15 protein-coding genes are annotated in these 16254 nt (G+C 55.8%); 6 read left to right on the top strand and 9 right to left on the bottom strand.

The window, feature by feature from the left end; all coding sequences use genetic code 11:
- The first annotated feature begins 47 nt into the window (after nt 1-47).
- On the top strand, nt 48-1502 hold the full coding sequence (der, locus tag ACJAXR_RS02280; RefSeq protein ID WP_415056629.1) for a ribosome biogenesis GTPase Der: 1455 nt from the start codon (nt 48-50) through the stop codon (nt 1500-1502).
- A gap of 80 nt (nt 1503-1582) precedes the next feature.
- Here der and ACJAXR_RS02275 read toward each other — a convergent pair whose 3' ends face one another.
- A complete protein-coding gene (locus ACJAXR_RS02275; RefSeq protein WP_415056628.1) occupies nt 1583-2686 on the bottom strand; it encodes an alkene reductase in 1104 nt (367 codons plus the stop codon).
- A gap of 117 nt (nt 2687-2803) precedes the next feature.
- Here ACJAXR_RS02275 and ACJAXR_RS02270 point away from each other — a divergent pair, with 117 nt between their 5' ends.
- Complete coding sequence (locus tag ACJAXR_RS02270) at nt 2804-3178, top strand: winged helix-turn-helix transcriptional regulator (protein WP_415056627.1); 375 nt, start codon at nt 2804-2806, stop codon at nt 3176-3178.
- 50 nt (nt 3179-3228) lie between these two features.
- Here the strand turns inward: ACJAXR_RS02270 and leuA are convergent, their stop codons facing one another.
- From leuA to xseA, 3 genes are all read right to left on the bottom strand, one after another.
- On the bottom strand, nt 3229-4899 hold the full coding sequence (gene leuA / locus ACJAXR_RS02265) for a 2-isopropylmalate synthase (RefSeq protein ID WP_415056626.1): 1671 nt from the start codon (nt 4897-4899) through the stop codon (nt 3229-3231).
- Nucleotides 4900-5344: 445 nt separating this feature from the next.
- A complete protein-coding gene (locus ACJAXR_RS02260; RefSeq protein WP_415056959.1) occupies nt 5345-6172 on the bottom strand; it encodes a peptidoglycan DD-metalloendopeptidase family protein in 828 nt (275 codons plus the stop codon).
- 10 nt (nt 6173-6182) lie between these two features.
- Nucleotides 6183-7574 carry an exodeoxyribonuclease VII large subunit gene (gene xseA / locus ACJAXR_RS02255; RefSeq protein ID WP_415056625.1) on the bottom strand — a complete coding sequence of 464 codons (1392 nt, stop codon included), beginning with the start codon at nt 7572-7574 and terminating at the stop codon, nt 6183-6185.
- Nucleotides 7575-7690: 116 nt separating this feature from the next.
- On the opposite strand from xseA, the gene guaB reads away from it, so the two are divergent.
- From guaB to ACJAXR_RS02240, 3 genes are all read left to right on the top strand, one after another.
- On the top strand, nt 7691-9160 hold the full coding sequence (gene guaB, locus ACJAXR_RS02250; RefSeq protein ID WP_415056624.1) for an IMP dehydrogenase: 1470 nt from the start codon (nt 7691-7693) through the stop codon (nt 9158-9160).
- A 133-nt stretch (nt 9161-9293) separates the two neighbouring features.
- Entirely contained in the window at nt 9294-10874 is a 1581-nt protein-coding gene (gene guaA / locus ACJAXR_RS02245) for a glutamine-hydrolyzing GMP synthase (protein WP_415056623.1), read from the top strand.
- Between the two features lie 71 nt (nt 10875-10945).
- Nucleotides 10946-11419: a DUF4112 domain-containing protein gene (locus ACJAXR_RS02240; RefSeq protein WP_415056622.1), complete on the top strand. Its 474-nt coding sequence runs from the start codon at nt 10946-10948 to the stop codon at nt 11417-11419.
- On the opposite strand, the gene ACJAXR_RS02235 is transcribed toward ACJAXR_RS02240, so the two are convergent.
- Genes ACJAXR_RS02235 through ACJAXR_RS02215 form a run of 5 tightly spaced genes read right to left on the bottom strand, consistent with a single transcriptional unit; the run spans nt 11412 to nt 15418 of the window.
- Nucleotides 11412-12035: an ABC-type transport auxiliary lipoprotein family protein gene (locus ACJAXR_RS02235; protein WP_415056621.1), complete on the bottom strand. Its 624-nt coding sequence runs from the start codon at nt 12033-12035 to the stop codon at nt 11412-11414. The two genes, ACJAXR_RS02240 and ACJAXR_RS02235, sit on opposite strands and share 8 nt — an antisense overlap.
- Nucleotides 12032-12967 carry an MlaD family protein gene (locus ACJAXR_RS02230; protein WP_415056620.1) on the bottom strand — a complete coding sequence of 312 codons (936 nt, stop codon included), beginning with the start codon at nt 12965-12967 and terminating at the stop codon, nt 12032-12034. Before ACJAXR_RS02230 ends, ACJAXR_RS02235 begins: the two co-directional genes overlap by 4 nt.
- On the bottom strand, nt 12967-13761 hold the full coding sequence (locus ACJAXR_RS02225) for an ABC transporter ATP-binding protein (protein WP_415056958.1): 795 nt from the start codon (nt 13759-13761) through the stop codon (nt 12967-12969). Before ACJAXR_RS02225 ends, ACJAXR_RS02230 begins: the two co-directional genes overlap by 1 nt.
- A 14-nt stretch (nt 13762-13775) precedes the next feature.
- A complete protein-coding gene (locus tag ACJAXR_RS02220) occupies nt 13776-14915 on the bottom strand; it encodes an MlaE family ABC transporter permease (RefSeq protein WP_415056619.1) in 1140 nt (379 codons plus the stop codon).
- A gap of 50 nt (nt 14916-14965) precedes the next feature.
- The gene (locus ACJAXR_RS02215) at nt 14966-15418 is read right to left on the bottom strand and encodes a YhcB family protein (protein WP_415056618.1); all 453 of its coding nucleotides are present in this window, start codon (nt 15416-15418) and stop codon (nt 14966-14968) included.
- 205 nt (nt 15419-15623) lie between these two features.
- Between ACJAXR_RS02215 and ACJAXR_RS02210 the strand changes: the two genes are divergently transcribed.
- Nucleotides 15624-16247, top strand: a complete 624-nt coding sequence (locus ACJAXR_RS02210; protein WP_415056617.1) for an alpha/beta hydrolase — start codon at nt 15624-15626, stop codon at nt 16245-16247.
- The last annotated feature ends 7 nt before the right edge of the window (nt 16248-16254 follow it).

Below are 16254 nucleotides of genomic sequence, written 5' to 3'. Positions count from 1 at the left end.
AGCGGCCGTTTTCGTTTATTGCACGACTACTCGTGCGCGGAGTTATCATGGTTCCTGTAATCGCCCTCGTGGGGCGGCCTAATGTCGGCAAGTCCACGTTATTCAATCGTCTGACCAAAAGTCGTGACGCTATCGTTGCCGACGTCGCCGGGTTAACCCGTGACCGTCAGTATGGAGAGGCGCGCTGGCAGGGCAAGCCGTTCATTCTGGTCGATACCGGTGGTATCAGTGGTGACGAACAGGGCCTTGATATGATCATGGCCGGCCAGTCCCTGCAGGCCATCGAAGAGGCCGATGCGGTGCTCTTTCTGGTTGATGCCCGAGCGGGTAGAACGGCGGCTGATGAGCTGATTGCTGAGCATCTGCGTAAACGTAACAAGCACACCTACCTGATTGCCAACAAGATAGATGGCGCTGACCAAGACTCGATTCAGGGTGAATTTTCCAAGCTCGGTCTGGGTTCGCCAATCGGTATTGCGGCGGCGCATGGTCGCAATATCAATCCAATGCTCGAGCAAGTGCTCGGTGAAGAGGGAATTGGCAGCCTCGCCGTAGAGCCGCTGGCTGACGGTGAAGAGCCTGAAGCGCGCCGCATTGTGGAGGCGATCGGTACCAAGATCGCGGTGATCGGACGTCCTAACGTGGGCAAGTCGACACTTGTAAACCGCATGCTGGGCGAAGATCGAGTAGTGGTTTTCGATCAGGCAGGTACTACCCGGGACAGTATTTATATCCCGTATGAGCGCTATGAGAAGCCCTACACGCTGATCGACACTGCAGGTGTCCGCAAGCGTGGCAAGGTGTTTGAGGCGGTCGAGAAGTTTTCTGTGATCAAGACACTGCAGGCGATCCAAGATTCCAATGTGGTGATCTTTGTGGTCGATGCCCGTGACGGTATTGTTGAGCAGGACCTGCATCTACTGGGTTTTGTTCTGGAAGCGGGTCGGGCGCTGGTGATTGCCGTGAATAAATGGGACGGCATGGACGAGCGGGAAAAGGACTTTGTGAAAATCGAGCTGCAACGAAGGCTTATTTTTGCTCAGTTTGCCGATCTGCACTTTATCTCGGCACTGCATGGCAGTGGTGTGGGCCTGCTCTACAAGTCAGTCGATAAGGCCTTTGCCAGTGCGATGACCAAGGTGCCAACCAATCGCATGACGCAAATCCTCGAAGACGCGGTTGCTGATCATCAACCGCCGGTGGTCAACAGTCGTCGAATCAAGCTGCGCTATGCCCACCTTGGCGGTTCCAATCCGCCGATTATCGTGGTGCACGGCAACCAGGTCGACAACGTACCGCAGTCGTATACCCGTTATCTGGAAAATACCTTTCGCAAGGTACTGGGCATGGCGGGCACGCCAATTCGAGTGGAATACAAAGGTGGTGAAAACCCCTTTGCTGATCGCAAGACCGGTTTGACCGACCGACAGGTGAACAAGAAGCGGCGTTTGATGAGTCACCACAAGAAAGAAACGAAAAAGAGCAAAGACAAGAAGCGCTGATGTTCAAATCAATCAGTTGATTGATGTACTTCGTATACAAAAAACCCGGCCGAGGCCGGGCTTTTTTTGTGCGCTAGCGCTTACTTCATTGTTGGGTAATCGGTATAGCCTTCTTCTGCACCGCCATACAAAGTGGCAGGGTTGATCTCATTCCATTTGGCACCGACCTTGATACGTAGTGCCAGATCAGGATTGGCGATGTAGGGTCTACCAAAGGCGATCATGTCCGCGAGACCGTCTTCAAGAATCTCAGCGCCAGATTCGGCTGTCATACCGCCGGCAAGAATGAGGCGGCCGTCATACAGATCGCGCAGGGCCTGCAGCAGCGAATCGAAGCCTTCAAAGGTACCACCAACCCAGTCTGGACGATTCACATGCACATAAGCCAGATCGCGGCTGTTCAGTTCGCGTAGCAAATGGCTGAAGGTTTCCCGGGGATTGGCATCGTCAACGCCATTGAAGGTGCCCATAGGTGAAATCCGGATGCCGACCCGGCCGCTGTCACCGGTAGCGGCGATGACTGCATCGACCACCTCGAGCACCAAACGCACACGGTTTTCCAGACTGCCACCGTACTCATCGGTACGCTGGTTGCTGTTGGAGCAGAGAAACTGGTCCAGTAAATACCCGTTTGCCGCGTGAACTTCCACGCCATCAAAGTCTGCATCCAGTCCATTGTGTGTGGCTTGGGCGTAAGCGGCGACAACATCGGACACTTCACTGGTTTCGAGTGCACGGGGCATGGCGGTTGGCGTTTTGTGGTGGCTGCCATCGGCTTCCTGTACATAGCATTCAGCTTTGGCCTGAATAGCTGAGGGGCCGACTGGGTCTACTCCATTGGGCTGCAATAAGGGATGTGAGATACGCCCAACGTGCCACAGTTGCAAAAACATCCTGCCTCCGGCGTCATGTACGGCCTCAGTCACGTTCTTCCAGCCACTGATCTGCTCTGCGCTATGGATGCCTGGCGTCCACGCGTAGCCCTGTCCCTCTGGACAGATTTGTACGGCTTCGCTGATGATCAGTCCGGCGTTGGCCCGCTGGGCATAGTACGTTGCATTGAGCTCGTATGGTACGTTGCCGGGCTGCTTGCTGCGCTGGCGAGTCAGCGGAGCCATGATGACTCGGTTCGGCAAATCAATGCTGCCTAGGCGGATTGGCAGCATAAGAGGGGATCGGGACATGCGGTGCGACTCCAGGTTACGTGCACCATTGGGTGCAGAATGTGTGATGCATTATGAGGGTAGCAATCTTTTTGACAAGTACGTACGATTTAGGACGTAACCTACCTAGAGGTAAGTATGGACAGTGAAACGTGCGCCGCCGATAGTGCGCAAAGCAAGCGATTGGTTCAGGACGGGAAAGTCTACAACACGCCCATTGAGGTAACGCTTGAGGTCATTGGCGGCAAATGGAAGTCGGTTCTGGTTTACCACATTCTTCAGCAGCCACTGCGATTTTCTGAACTAAAGCGTTTGGTACCTGATGTCACCGAAAAAATGTTGACCCAGCAATTGCGAGAACTTGAGCGCAATGGCGTGATTAGCCGAACGGTGTATGCTGAAGTGCCACCACGGGTGGATTATCGTATTACCGATCACGGCGCGAGTCTGCAGCCGGTGTTAGAGGCGATGTGCCTGTGGGGTAGGGGTCACTGGCAGCATATCGGTAGCTGATGCGCCGGCTCACCGAGCGGCGCACTGATTTATGGATGTCAGGCGACCGTTCAGGCGGCCTGTGCTTCAGCCTGACGCAGGACACGGTTAAGCGCGCTGAAAAGGGCGCGGAAGCTGGCAGTGGTGAGGTTCTCATCAATGCCGATGCCGTGGAGTGGTCTTCCACCGTCCATACGGATTTCTACGTAGGCGGCTGCCTTGGCGTTGGCGCCCGAGCCAATCGCGTGCTCGTGATAATCCATCACTTCGATAGACACTGGCAGCCCGGCCACCAGAGCTCCGAGTGGACCTTTGCCCAGGCCACGCCAATGCAGTGTCTCGCCCTGGTTCAATACTTCAACGTCTACCGCGCTGGTGCCATTTTCTTCCTGCAGCCGGTGACGAATCAATGCATAGGGACTGTTGGCCTGAATGTATTCCCGATCGAGCAGGTCATGTATTTGCACAGCGTTCATTTCCAACCCCAGGCGATCAGTCTCGCCCTGGACTACCTGGCTGAATTCGATCTGCATGCGGCGTGGCAGGCTGATGCCATAGTGCTGCTCGAGCAGATAGCTGATGCCACCCTTGCCTGACTGGCTGTTGACTCGGATCACGGCATCGTAACTTCGGCCGATGTCTTCGGGGTCAATCGGCAGATAGGGCACTTCCCATACTGAGTCAGGTTTGCGCTGAGCAAAGCCTTTGCGAATAGCATCCTGGTGCGAGCCGGAAAAGGCGGTATGAACAAGGTCGCCTACATATGGATGGCGTGGATGCACGGAGAGCTGGTTACATTCTTCAACGACTTTTCGTACGGCATCTATATCGGAGAAATCCAGCTGTGGATGGATACCCTGGGTATAAAAGTTGAGCGCTAGAGTGACCAGATCCACATTGCCGGTCCGCTCACCATTTCCAAACAGGCAACCTTCGACGCGGTCGGCGCCGGCCAGTAGACCCAGCTCGGTAGCAGCCACTCCGGTTCCGCGATCATTATGGGTGTGCAGGCTGATCAGCACGCTGTCGCGGCGGCTGATGTGGCGGCCAAACCACTCGATCTGATCGGCATAATGATTGGGTGTGGCAATCTCGACTGTGGCTGGCAGGTTGAGAATCACTTTGTTGTCGGGGGTCGGCTGCCAGACATCAAGGACGGCGTCACATACGTGCACGGCAAAATCGAGTTCGGTTGAGGTGAAAATCTCGGGCGAATACTGAAATGTCCAGTTGGTGTGCGGTTGTTCGGCGGCCAGCTGCTTGATCAGGGTAGCGGCGTTAACGGCGATATCGACCACGCCTTTTTTATCCTGATTAAAGACAATGCGACGGAAGCTGGGCGCGGTGGCGTTGTACACGTGAATGATGGCTTTCTTTGCGCCGCGCACGGATTCGAATGTACGTTTGATCAGGTCTTCGCGCGCCTGCGTGAGGACCTGGATGGTGACGTCATCCGGTATGTGCCCTTCATCAATGAGACTGCGAACGAAGTCAAAATCAGTCTGTGAGGCGGACGGAAAGGCGACCTCGATCTGCTTGATGCCAACCTTGACGAGGGTCTGAAAGAATTTCAGTTTGCGTGCAGGATCCATGGGCTCGATCAGCGATTGATTGCCATCACGCAGATCGGAGCTGCACCAGATAGGTACTTCGGTCAGTGTCCGCGATGGCCATTGGCGATCGGGGATGTCTACCGGTTCGAATGCCTGATATTTGCTGGAGGGGTCTTTGAGCATGCTCATGGTCTGCTTCCTGTTCGGCCCGTTACCTTGTGAGTTGGGCGGGTGCTGAATGAGGTGTTGTTGCAGTAAAAGTTAGACGGTGTGTGTTTTTATTGCAACTGGTCTTATTAATTTGGCATAAATAGTCAGCATTTTACGATTTTTAGCTTTTTTATTTTTCTAGGCGAGGCGTTTTGAGGGATTGTTGCGCGGTTGGTGATCGCGCGAGAAAGTGACTGTTGTTCAGGGCCCGTTGCTCCCAGTCTGGCGGGGTGGCAAAGAGGCCGTGGACCCATCTGTGGAGGATTGACGATAAAATCCCTGTTATCGACACTTCTCCACCCCGCCAGGAGGTGTGCTGAATTAGCATCGGTGTGAACAGAATATCTTGATTTTTCGCTTGTTTAGCTTCTTCTCGCTGTGCCGCGGCCTGGCTCGATATGTCAGGGTCAGCGATTTAATTTCATCACGGCACGAATGCGCCGATGAATATAGAAGGGTCTACGCGGGTATTATTCAGGCTGACGTTCCAGTGCAGGTGGGGCCCGGTGGCGCGGCCTGTGGCGCCGACCTTGCCGACGTGTTGACCGCGGGTTATCTCGTCTCCTACCTTCACGTCGATCGCCGATAGATGGCAGAACATGCTTATCAGCCCCTGGCCGTGATCCAGGAAGACAGTTTTGCCGTTAAAGAAGTAGTTGCCGACGAGAATGACTTGGCTGGCGGCCGGGGCCTTGATCGAGGTACCGGTTGGAGATGCGAAGTCGAGGCCGGAGTGAGGGTTACGTTCTTCCCCGTTGAAGAAGCGGCGCAGACCAAAAGCGCTGGAAAGGGGCCCGTTAACGGGGCGGTCGAACATCAAATTGCTGGGCTGGCGGGCGCTGAAGGTTTTGTACGCACTGATTTGCTCCTCAAGCTCACGATTGATGCGTTTGAGGTGTTCCGGGTCAGGTGTGACGTGTTGCTGATTCTGCAGCTTGATATGTTGTTCAGGGTAGTCGCGGTCGCTGATAGTGAATGGGATTTGGTTTCCGCCCTCCAGTTCGATGTGTTCGGTGCCAGCCTTGGCGGTCAGGGGGATGCCAGCTATGGCAATCCAGCGCTGGCCATCTTCACGAATGACCAGCAGAGGCTGCTCGCGATACTGTGCACGGGGCGCATCGGTGTGCTCGGGGAGGGTAACCACGGCAACGCCGCCGGGGACCGGCTTGTTCAACAGGCGGGTTATGAAGCCCTCGGCCTGGGCGGGAACGGCCAGGCTGACTAGGCATACCAGCATAATAAATCGTTTTATTGGCACGGATTTAATCCAGCAGTGGCAAGGTGTGGGGGGCATCAAGGTTGTCTTCTACACGTAATGCCAGGCGACCATCGCTTAGCTGAGCTTGGATACGTTGGCCCGGCCGGGTGTCGGAGTGACTGCGTAGCGGCTTACCTTGCAGGTCGAAAAGAATGCTATAGCCGCGCCCCAAGGTAGCAAGTGGGCTGACCACGTTGAGGGTTTGTGCAAGGCCGTCCAGGCGCTGGCGACGTTGAGCCAGTGTTTGCGTCATGGCTCGGGGTAGACGCTGGTCGAGCTGGTCAAGTCGCTGACGCAATAAAGTCAGGTGTCTGCCCGGATGTTGCGCCTGCAATCGCGCCTGCAGCCGTTCGCTGCGCTGGCCAAGCTTGCTAAGGTGTTGGCGTATGCCGCGCTTGAGGCGCAACTCCAGGTCGTCGAGACGTTGGGCTTGTTGGGCCAGGCGTTCACCGGGGTGACGCAGCCGGCGACGTAGGTTGTCCAGACGTAGCTGGTCCCGAGCCAGTCGGTCGCGCATACATTGGCGCAGTTGGCGGTTGGCCCGTTCGACCTGTTGCAACATGGCTTGCTGGTCGGGGCTGAGCAGTTCGGCGGCGGCTGATGGCGTGGGGGCGCGCACGTCGGCGATGAAGTCACAGATAGAAACGTCAGTTTCGTGTCCGACGGCGCTGACGGTGGGCGTTTTACAGGCTGCAAGAGCACGGGCGACGATTTCTTCGTTGAAGGGCCAGAGGTCCTCCAACGAGCCGCCGCCACGGGCGACGATAAGTGCGTCGAAGTCGCTGCGGTCAGCCAGCTCAAGTGCACGCACTATCTGCGGTGCAGCGTCGCGGCCCTGCACTGGGGTGGGCACCACAACCAGCTCTATGAAAGGCGCGCGTCTGCCGAACACGCTGATGATATCTCTTACGGCTGCGCCACTTGGCGAGGTAATTACGCCGATTCGACGGGGATGTGTGGGAAGCGGTCGTTTGCGCTCGGTGGCGAACAGACCTTCGTCCAGAAGCTTGCTTTTCAGGGCATCGAAAGCCAGGCGCAGAGCGCCATCTCCGGCCGACTCCATGCTATCGACAATCAGCTGATAGTCACCTCTACCTTCGTACAAGCTTACGCGTCCTCGGACACGTACCTGCAGGCCGTCACTCAGCGGTATGCGGACACGACTGGCGTGCTGGCGGAAGAACGCGCAACGGATCTGCGCTTTGCTGTCCTTGAGGCTGAAGTACAGGTGGCCAGAGGAGGGTCGGGCTAGATTGGATAGTTCGCCTTCGACCCATATCTGTGGGAAAACGTCCTCGAGTAAGCTGCGGGCACGCGCATTTAGCTGGCTGACGCTGAGTACGTCGCGTTCTTTGGTTAGGCGTTGGAACAGGGCATCATCATTCATGTGTGCCATCTTAGCCTGCGCAGCCGCTGTAGAGAATAATTGCGTCATAATGCAATACCCATTGAGCGTACTGGCCGAAATGGGTATAATGCCTTGCTTCCATTTTCCCGCTCGGGAGCCCTGCCATGCTACGTATCAGCCAAGAAGCCCTAACCTTTGACGATGTTTTGCTTGTACCCGGATACTCCGAGGTCATGCCAAAAGACGCCAGCCTCAAGTCCCGGCTAACCCGGCGCATTGAACTCAATATCCCGCTGCTTTCCGCTGCTATGGACACTGTCACCGAGGCCCGCTTGGCTATCGCGATGGCTCAGGAAGGCGGTATGGGGATCATTCACAAGAACATGACCGTCGAGCAGCAGGCTGCCGAAGTCCGCAAGGTGAAGAAATTCGAATCCGGTGTAGTGAAGGATCCGATCACCATAGACGCAGATGCCTCGGTTGGCGAGCTGGTCGAATTGACTCGCGTGAATAACATTTCCGGTGTGCCGGTTCTCTCTAATGGAGACCTGGTAGGAATCGTTACCGCTAGGGATATTCGTTTCGAAACCCGTATGGATGCCCGGGTACGCGAAGTGATGACGGGCAAGGATCAGCTGGTTACGGTGAAAGAGGGCGCCAGCGCAGGAGCCGTGCGTGAATTACTGCACCGCCATCGTATTGAAAAAGTGCTGATTGTCGATGACGCGTTTCATCTTAAAGGCATGATGACCGTCAAGGATATCGAAAAGGCCCGGGCTTATCCCAATGCTACTAAGGATGATCAGGGTCGTTTGCTCGTGGGTGCTGCGGTTGGTACCGGCGCTGATACCCCTGAGCGCATTGCTGCGTTGGCGGCTGCTGGGGTTGATGTGGTGGTGGTTGATACGGCCCACGGTCACTCCCGCGGCGTGATCGATCGCGTGCGCTGGGTGAAGGATAATTATCCGGATATTCAGGTCGTTGGCGGCAATATAGCTACCGCAGAAGCGGCACTGGCGCTGGTCGAGGCGGGCGCTGATGCGGTCAAGGTCGGTATCGGTCCAGGGTCTATCTGCACCACGCGTATTGTTGCAGGTGTAGGCGTGCCGCAAATTTCTGCAATTGCCGATGTCGCCGCAGTGCTCAAGGATCTTGATGTTCCGGTTATTGCAGACGGCGGTATCCGCTTCTCCGGCGATCTGGCCAAAGCGATAGCTGCTGGTGCTTCGGTGGTTATGATGGGTTCGATGTTCGCCGGGACGGAAGAGGCTCCCGGTGAGGTTGAGCTGTTCCAGGGTCGCTCGTACAAGGCTTATCGTGGAATGGGCTCCATGGGTGCGATGGGCCAGAGCCAGGGGTCTGCAGACCGCTACTTCCAGGAATCCAGCGCTGGTACCGACAAGTTAGTGCCCGAAGGTATCGAAGGCCGTGTTCCTTACAAAGGATCGCTGGTTGCGATCATCCATCAGCTGATGGGCGGCCTGCGTGCGTCGATGGGCTATACCGGCTGCACCAATATTTTGGAAATGCGTACCAAGCCGCAGTTTGTTCGCATCACCGGTGCCGGCATGAGTGAATCCCACGTACACGACGTGCAGATTACCAAGGAAGCACCCAATTATCGGGTTGGCTGATTCGGCGCTTCATTGATGTATCGGGGTGGCTGACAATGATGCCGGTCACCTTCGATTACTCCGTCTGCCCAGTAGCTTGCAGCACACAGTGTTATTCCATCTTTAACAGAACGTCTTTCAGAGAACCTGCCTTATGGTCCATCAAGATATTCATGCCCACCGCATCCTGATTCTGGACTTCGGTTCTCAGTACACCCAGTTGATTGCCCGGCGTGTGCGTGAAATTGGCGTGTATTGCGAAATACGTGCCTGGGACATGCCTGAGAGTGAGATACGTAACTTTGCCCCCAAGGGCATCATTCTGGCGGGTGGGCCGGAGTCTGTTCCTCTGCCGGGATCGCCACGGTCTCCTGAGGTCGTTTTCAGTCTTGGCGTACCCGTATTGGGTATCTGTTATGGCATGCAGACCATGGCGGAGCAATTGGGAGGTAAGGTTCAAGGCTCGGACAAGCACGAGTTCGGTTACGCACGGGTTGATATAGTCGGCAAGAGCGATTTCTTGTCGGGCATAGAAGATCACATAGCAGCCGATGGTCAACTTAGTCTCGACGTGTGGATGAGCCATGGTGACAAGGTCATCGCGTTGCCGGCGGATTTCCAGGTTCTGGCCAGTACACCGAGCTGCGCGATTGCGGCCATGGGCGACGAAAAGCGGCATTTTTATGGTCTGCAGTTTCACCCCGAAGTGACTCATACCAGGCAGGGCCAGCGCATGCTCTCGCGTTTTATTCTTGAGCTATGTGAGTGTGAATCACTGTGGACGCCCTCCAACATTGTCGAGGACGCCATTGCCAATATGCGTGCCCAGGTAGGCGATGACAATGTGCTGCTCGGCCTGTCAGGCGGTGTTGATTCCTCGGTAGTGGCAGCGTTGCTGCACCAGGCGATCGGCGATCAGCTGACTTGCGTGTTCGTTGACAATGGTCTGTTGCGCCTTCACGAGGGCGAGCAGGTCATGGCCATGTTTGCCGAAAACATGGGCGTCAAGGTAATCCGCGTTAATGCTCAGGATAAGTTTCTCTCTAGACTCCTTGGTGTGACCGATCCGGAAGAGAAGCGCAAGATTATTGGCCGTACCTTTATCGAGGTTTTCGATGAAGAAGCGACTAAGCTCAAGGGTGTTAAGTATCTGGCTCAGGGCACTATCTATCCCGACGTGATCGAATCTGCTGGTTCTAAGAACGGCAAGGCCCATGTCATCAAGTCCCACCATAACGTCGGTGGATTGCCGGACGATATGGCGTTCGAGCTTGTCGAACCATTGCGTGAACTGTTCAAGGATGAGGTGCGCAAGATCGGATTGGAACTGGGTTTGCCCTACGACATGGTCTATCGCCACCCTTTCCCGGGTCCAGGGCTGGGCGTGCGTATTCTGGCCGAGGTACGCAAGGAGTATGCTGATATTCTGCGCCGCGCCGATTATATTTTTATCGAAGAACTGCATAGAGCGGACCTTTATCAGAAAACCAGTCAGGCCTTTGCGGTGTTCTTGCCCGTCCGCTCTGTCGGCGTGGTGGGAGATGCGCGTCGCTATGAATGGGTCATTGCGTTACGTGCAGTCGAAACAATCGATTTCATGACGGCTCGCTGGGCGCATTTGCCTTACGAGTTCCTTGAAATTGTATCCAATCGCATTATTAACGAGATATCAGGCGTGTCTCGGGTGACCTACGACATCTCCAGCAAGCCGCCAGCTACGATCGAGTGGGAATAAGCGGGAATAAGCGGGAATGCAGGGCCATGGACTCGCATTCCATGGGTTTTATAAAATTCATCCGGGGATAGATGTACAAGACAGCAACGGATAAGACCAGAAAGAAGCTTGAGCGGTTGGCCTGGTTTCTCGATAGCTCCATCAAGGTGCCGGGCTTCAATGCACGGTTTGGTCTTGATGGACTGATAGGGTTGATTCCCGGTGTCGGTGATGTGATTTCGGCGTGGATTTCGAGTGTGGTCATTTCTGAAGCTGCACGCATGGGAGCGCCCAAGATTTTGCTGCTGAAAATGGCCTTCAATGTGCTGATCGATACCCTGCTAGGCGCAGTGCCCCTAGTCGGAGATCTTTTCGATTTTGTCTGGAAGTCGAATCAGAGGAACGTGCGTCTGCTCAATCAGTATCTCGATAGTCCCCGGGAAACAGTGGTCAACAGCCGTCTATTTGTATGGGGCATGGGCATCGTGCTCTTGGGCCTGGTCATGCTCGTCGGCTCCGGCGTGTTCATGCTGGTCCAGGCTCTAATTAACGCAGTCGCTACATAGCGCGGCGCGCCAACTGCTCTGCTGTCCAGTTGATCACCTGGCTGGCAATCTCGTCCGATGCCAGCTTGAAGCCATCTACCACTCCGGGAATTTGTGCTGAGGTCATAGCGTGTTCAACGATAAAAGACCGGCGAGCAATGATCGCCCTGCTGGTAGGATCAATCAGGCTGGCTTTCAGCTCGATGACCACTGTTGGCTTTGAATTCGAGTATATGACCTGAAAGCGGCGCAAATCAGTGCTGAGATGGATGTCCGCGCTGAAGGTGTTTACATCGGTGCTGACAGCCTCAAGCACTCCGCGTTGCTCAAAAGCCTGTGCCAGATGTTCACGCAGGAGGGCAGGGACCGGATCAGACCATCGCGCTCCTTTGTAGGCTTGCAATTCATTGCCGCGCGGATTGACGATCATCCGCGGACTGCTGAGAACTGATCCGGCTTGAGGCGTACCTATGCGCAGTGAGAACGGCAATGGTATGGCGCTGGAAGGCTCCAATGCGGGAGCGGGTAGCTGGTATATCGTCAACGACTCCGCTTCCGGGAAGACCGAGCAGGCCGAGCCTCCCAGCAAGGAGGCCAGGACAAAGATCGCCAGGATTGAGCGGCGCGTCCGATTCATGGTTCGAATTCCTCCAGGCTGTCGCGACCCAATATGAAGCGTGTTGGGTTGTCTTCGAGGCGACGGGTAATGGTTCGCAGTGAGGTCAGGGTTGCGCGCAGCTCGTTGATTGCCGGCTCAAGCTGAGACAAGCCCTGCATCCCGGTGGTGAACGCCTCGCTGTTGTTTGTGAGCAGACTCTCCAACGTGCCACTGGCACTGGCGATTGACGATAATGCTTCTTCCGCCTGATTCAGCGTGCGGGCGCCCTGTTGGTTGAGCAATGTGTCGGCGCTGGCGACCAAAGCGCTGCTACGCTGGAGTGTCTCGTTTGCTTGCTCGCTGGCGCGGGTCAGCTCGGTGAGTAGGCGCTCAAGATTCTCACCCTGGGAGGCAATATTGCCGGTAGCATGTTCTATATTGCCTAGGGTACGGCCAATGCTCTCGGCATTTTCGTCGGACAAAATGCTGCGTGCGCTCGACATTAACTGGTTGATATTGGTCATCACATCCTCGCCGTCAGCCAACAGGGAGGCGATTGGTGAAGGTGCAGCGACGATCACAGGCAATCCCTTGTTGCTGGTCAGTGGAGGACTGCCGGGTGTCCCATGACTCAGTTCAATGACCGAGTTGCCGGTGATGCCGGTGAAGGACAAGCGCGCCCGGGTATTTTCCTTCAAAGGGACCTCTGCTCCAACACGGACCAACGCAAGAACCCTCCGTGGGTCTTCGGGATCCAGCTCCAGCGAGGTAATATCGCCTACCTTGATGCCACTGTACTGAACGGCGCTGCCGCGGGACAAGCCGGTGACGGCTTCATTGAAGACGACAACATATTCTTTGTATTCGCGATTGGTGGCGGCATTGCCCAACCAGAGAGCAAAACCGATTGCTGCGCCCGCAGCGAGCAGAGTGAAGAGTCCTATCAGCACGTGATGCGCGCGCGTTTCCATCAGCGATTGTGCTCCGGCTGTTGTTGGATGCGTGTGGTCGCAGTTGCCGCAGCGCGACCTCTGGGACCATGAAAATAGTCTTGTATCCAGGGATCGTCGACTGCGGCAACCCGCTCAAGCGTATCGGCGACCAGAACTTTTTTCTGTGACAATACGGCTATCCTGTCACAGATCGCATACAGCGTATCCAGATCATGCGTTACCAGGAATACAGTCAGACCTATGGCGTCGCGCAGAGTTCGAATCAGGTTGTCAAAAGCCGCTGCGCCAATGGGGTCAAGCCCGGCGGTGGGTTCGTCAAGAAACAGAATATCCGGGTCCAGCGCCAGCGCACGCGCCAGGGCGGCGCGCTTGATCATGCCACCGGACAGCTCGGATGGATATTTGTCACCCGCATTGGCCGGCAGCCCGGTAAGCGCCAGTTTCATCTGCGCCAGATGTTGTGCGTCTGCGCGGTTGAGTTTAGCGTGTTCAATCAGGGGTAGGGCGATATTTTCAGCGACCGTCATTGAAGAGAACAGGGCGCCCTGCTGAAATAGCACGCCAAAACGCCGTTCATGCTCGGACCGAGCCTGGGTGTCAAGCGCTTGAAGGTCTGCGCTGAAAACTTCAACCTTGCCGGCGGTAGGTCGGTGCAGTCCGAGAATTGACCTCAGCAGGACAGATTTGCCGCTGCCTGAACCGCCTACGACGCCGAGAATTTCGCCGCGATGGATATCCAGATCCAGATCTTTATGCACGACCTGAGAGCCAAACTGGTTTAGCAGACCGCGAACCCGGACCAGGGGTTCGATATTGTTGGATTCGCTCACCAGCCCATCTCCATGAAGAATAGCGCCGCCATGGCGTCCACCACTATGACGACGAAGATCGACTGCACAACGCTGGAGGTTGTGTGCTCGCCCACTGACTGGGCGCTGCCGCTGACCTTGAAGCCTTCCATGCAGCCGATCAGTGCAATCAGGAAAGCGAATATCGGGGCTTTGGCCATGCCCAGATAGAAATGCCTAGCATCCATATTTTGCTGCAGCGTACCGAGAAACATGGGCAGCGAGATGTCGAGCGAAAGCATACAGACCAGCGCACCCCCCAGCAGCCCGAAAAACATGGCGACCAATGTCAGTATGGGTAGGGATATGAGCATAGCCAGTACCCGTGGCAGCACCAGCAGGTCGATGGGATTAAGGCCCAGGGCTCGAATAGCATCGACTTCTTCATTGGCCTTCATTGAGCCAATCTGCGCTGTATAAGCGCTTGCTGTTCTGCCGGCAAGTAATATTGCGGTCAGGAGCACAGCGAATTCGCGCAGGAATGAGAATGCCACCAGATCGATTGTATAGATGGTCGCCCCAAAGCTTTCCAAAATCGTGGCGCCCAGAAAGGCGACGACGGCGCCAACCAGAAAAGTGAGCAGCGCTACAATCGGCAGTGCATTTAAACCTGTGACTTCAATCTGAGCGACCAGAGATGTGACTCGCCAGTTGCCTGGGCGCAGGAGATTGCGTGCGAGGCTTGACAGGACTAGACCACTGAAGCCAAGGAGTTCGACGAGGTGGCGCCAGAAAATCAGGCTGGCATTGCCAGTGCGTGCGAGTAAATCGACAATCAGAAAGCCTGGGGCAACCGGCTCAGACGCAGCGGGGCCTATCGTTTGCGCCACGCGCTGCAGCAAAATGCTGTGCTTGGGGCTGATGTTGTCACTGTTATGAGTGAGACGTTCCAGAAGGTCTGGACCAAGTAGCTCCGCGAGTAATTGCGCGCCGGCTGTATCCAGCTTGCCGAGTTCGCCCAGGTCGGCGCTCGTGATTGCGGTTGTATTCTTGCGTGGTTCGGCGATCTGTTCACGCAAAGTAGCGTAGTGCGCGAGGATCCAGTCACCTTGGATAATCAGGTGACTGTGATCTTGTTCGGCACAATAAAAAAATGAGTGAGGATCAACGGTCGACATGCTTGCCGGTATCCGCAGATGGCTTCAGTGGCGATGTCACTGACTGGCTGTCAGGATTTGTGCTTGAAGCCATACTCTTCCGACAGCGTTCCAGGGCCACCTTTGCCCTTGGGCGCATAGTCACGGGGCGGCTCAAGGCTATCGAATAGAGGGTCGCCGTTGGGTCTGGCGCGAGAGACAGGGGCATCTTCCAGTGCCGCAAGCAGGCGTTGACGAGTGATATCGTCAGGTGACAGATCTACTGCTCCTTGGGACAGATGCTCCTGAATCTCTTGGTGGCTGCGATTAAGCTGCGCGACCAGATTGGCAGTGGTCTTGAAGTGGCTGGAGACCTCTTGTTGGTAGTCCTCGAATCGAAGTTGCAGACTTTCCAGCTGCGTGCGCGTAGCGGAGGAGTAGGTGCCACTGACTCGCCTGGCGACCTGAGCCAGAACAATACCGACTATGACCCCTATGGCTAGGGCAATGGATACTGCAATCCACAGGTTTTCGCTTGCTTCCACTGTGTATTCCCTCTATGACGTTTGTATGTCGGGCCTATCTGAATGCGCCTGACCAGCTAATGTACCAACGGTAACGACATTTCTCTGCCAAGGCTAGTACCCTTTGGGCTTGTCTGCATCGCAGCGTGGCCAAGGGAGCATAGTTCGACTAAAGCTGCATAATCCTAGACGAGTCATAAACTGTCACGGTCACGGGGGTTGATGAATGAGCGGCAAGTTGGAAGAGCGCCACACCATAAATGGGCCTGCAGGGACCCTGGAAATGTTGCTAACCCGCGCTGAAAACCCAGTCGCGTTGGCGATTATCTGCCACCCACACCCGCTGCATGGTGGCAGTATGACGAACAAGGTAGTCCACACCCTGATGCGCGCCGCGCGCGACGCGGGGGCGAGTGTTGTTCGCTTCAATTTTCGCGGTGTCGGACGTAGCGTAGGCGAACACGACGATGGGCGGGGCGAAATCGATGACTGTATTGCCGTGATTGACTGGGCACTTAGAGAGATGCCCGCCCCTGCCCTGTGGGTGATGGGATTTTCCTTCGGTGGCTATGTGGCGGCTGCTGCAGCGGGTCGTCTGGATAGTCCGCCTGAGCAATTGATTCTGGTAGCCCCCTCGGTGGAGCGGTTGCCATTCGCCGAACTGTTGCCGCTGCCCGGGTCGACAACAGTGATGATGGGCGAGGCTGATGATGTAGTGGCCTCTGCTGCGGTGTTTGACTTGCTTGAGGGTCGCGACGGAATCAATGTGGTTCGGTTTGTCGAGACCGGTCATTTTTTTCATGGACGTCTTGTGGAGTTAAAGGACGCGGTTCAGCAGGTCATGCAGTGACGAAACG

It is taken from the genome of Halopseudomonas sp., from assembly GCF_047631575.1.
Taxonomy (GTDB): domain Bacteria; phylum Pseudomonadota; class Gammaproteobacteria; order Pseudomonadales; family Pseudomonadaceae; genus Halopseudomonas.
This window is presented reverse-complemented; position numbering and strand designations above follow the sequence as displayed.

Bases quoted from the DNA above. Each gene is read 5' to 3' on its own strand.
- der (WP_415056629.1), top strand. From the start codon at position 48: ATGGTTCCTGTAATCGCCCTCGTGGGGCGGCCTAATGTCGGCAAGTCC.
- ACJAXR_RS02275 (WP_415056628.1), bottom strand. From the start codon at position 2,686: ATGTCCCGATCCCCTCTTATGCTGCCAATCCGCCTAGGCAGCATTGAT.
- ACJAXR_RS02270 (WP_415056627.1), top strand. From the start codon at position 2,804: ATGGACAGTGAAACGTGCGCCGCCGATAGTGCGCAAAGCAAGCGATTG.
- leuA (WP_415056626.1), bottom strand. From the start codon at position 4,899: ATGAGCATGCTCAAAGACCCCTCCAGCAAATATCAGGCATTCGAACCG.
- xseA (WP_415056625.1), bottom strand. From the start codon at position 7,574: ATGGCACACATGAATGATGATGCCCTGTTCCAACGCCTAACCAAAGAA.
- guaB (WP_415056624.1), top strand. From the start codon at position 7,691: ATGCTACGTATCAGCCAAGAAGCCCTAACCTTTGACGATGTTTTGCTT.
- guaA (WP_415056623.1), top strand. From the start codon at position 9,294: ATGGTCCATCAAGATATTCATGCCCACCGCATCCTGATTCTGGACTTC.
- ACJAXR_RS02240 (WP_415056622.1), top strand. From the start codon at position 10,946: ATGTACAAGACAGCAACGGATAAGACCAGAAAGAAGCTTGAGCGGTTG.
- ACJAXR_RS02235 (WP_415056621.1), bottom strand. From the start codon at position 12,035: ATGAATCGGACGCGCCGCTCAATCCTGGCGATCTTTGTCCTGGCCTCC.
- ACJAXR_RS02230 (WP_415056620.1), bottom strand. From the start codon at position 12,967: ATGGAAACGCGCGCGCATCACGTGCTGATAGGACTCTTCACTCTGCTC.
- ACJAXR_RS02220 (WP_415056619.1), bottom strand. From the start codon at position 14,915: ATGTCGACCGTTGATCCTCACTCATTTTTTTATTGTGCCGAACAAGAT.
- ACJAXR_RS02210 (WP_415056617.1), top strand. From the start codon at position 15,624: ATGAGCGGCAAGTTGGAAGAGCGCCACACCATAAATGGGCCTGCAGGG.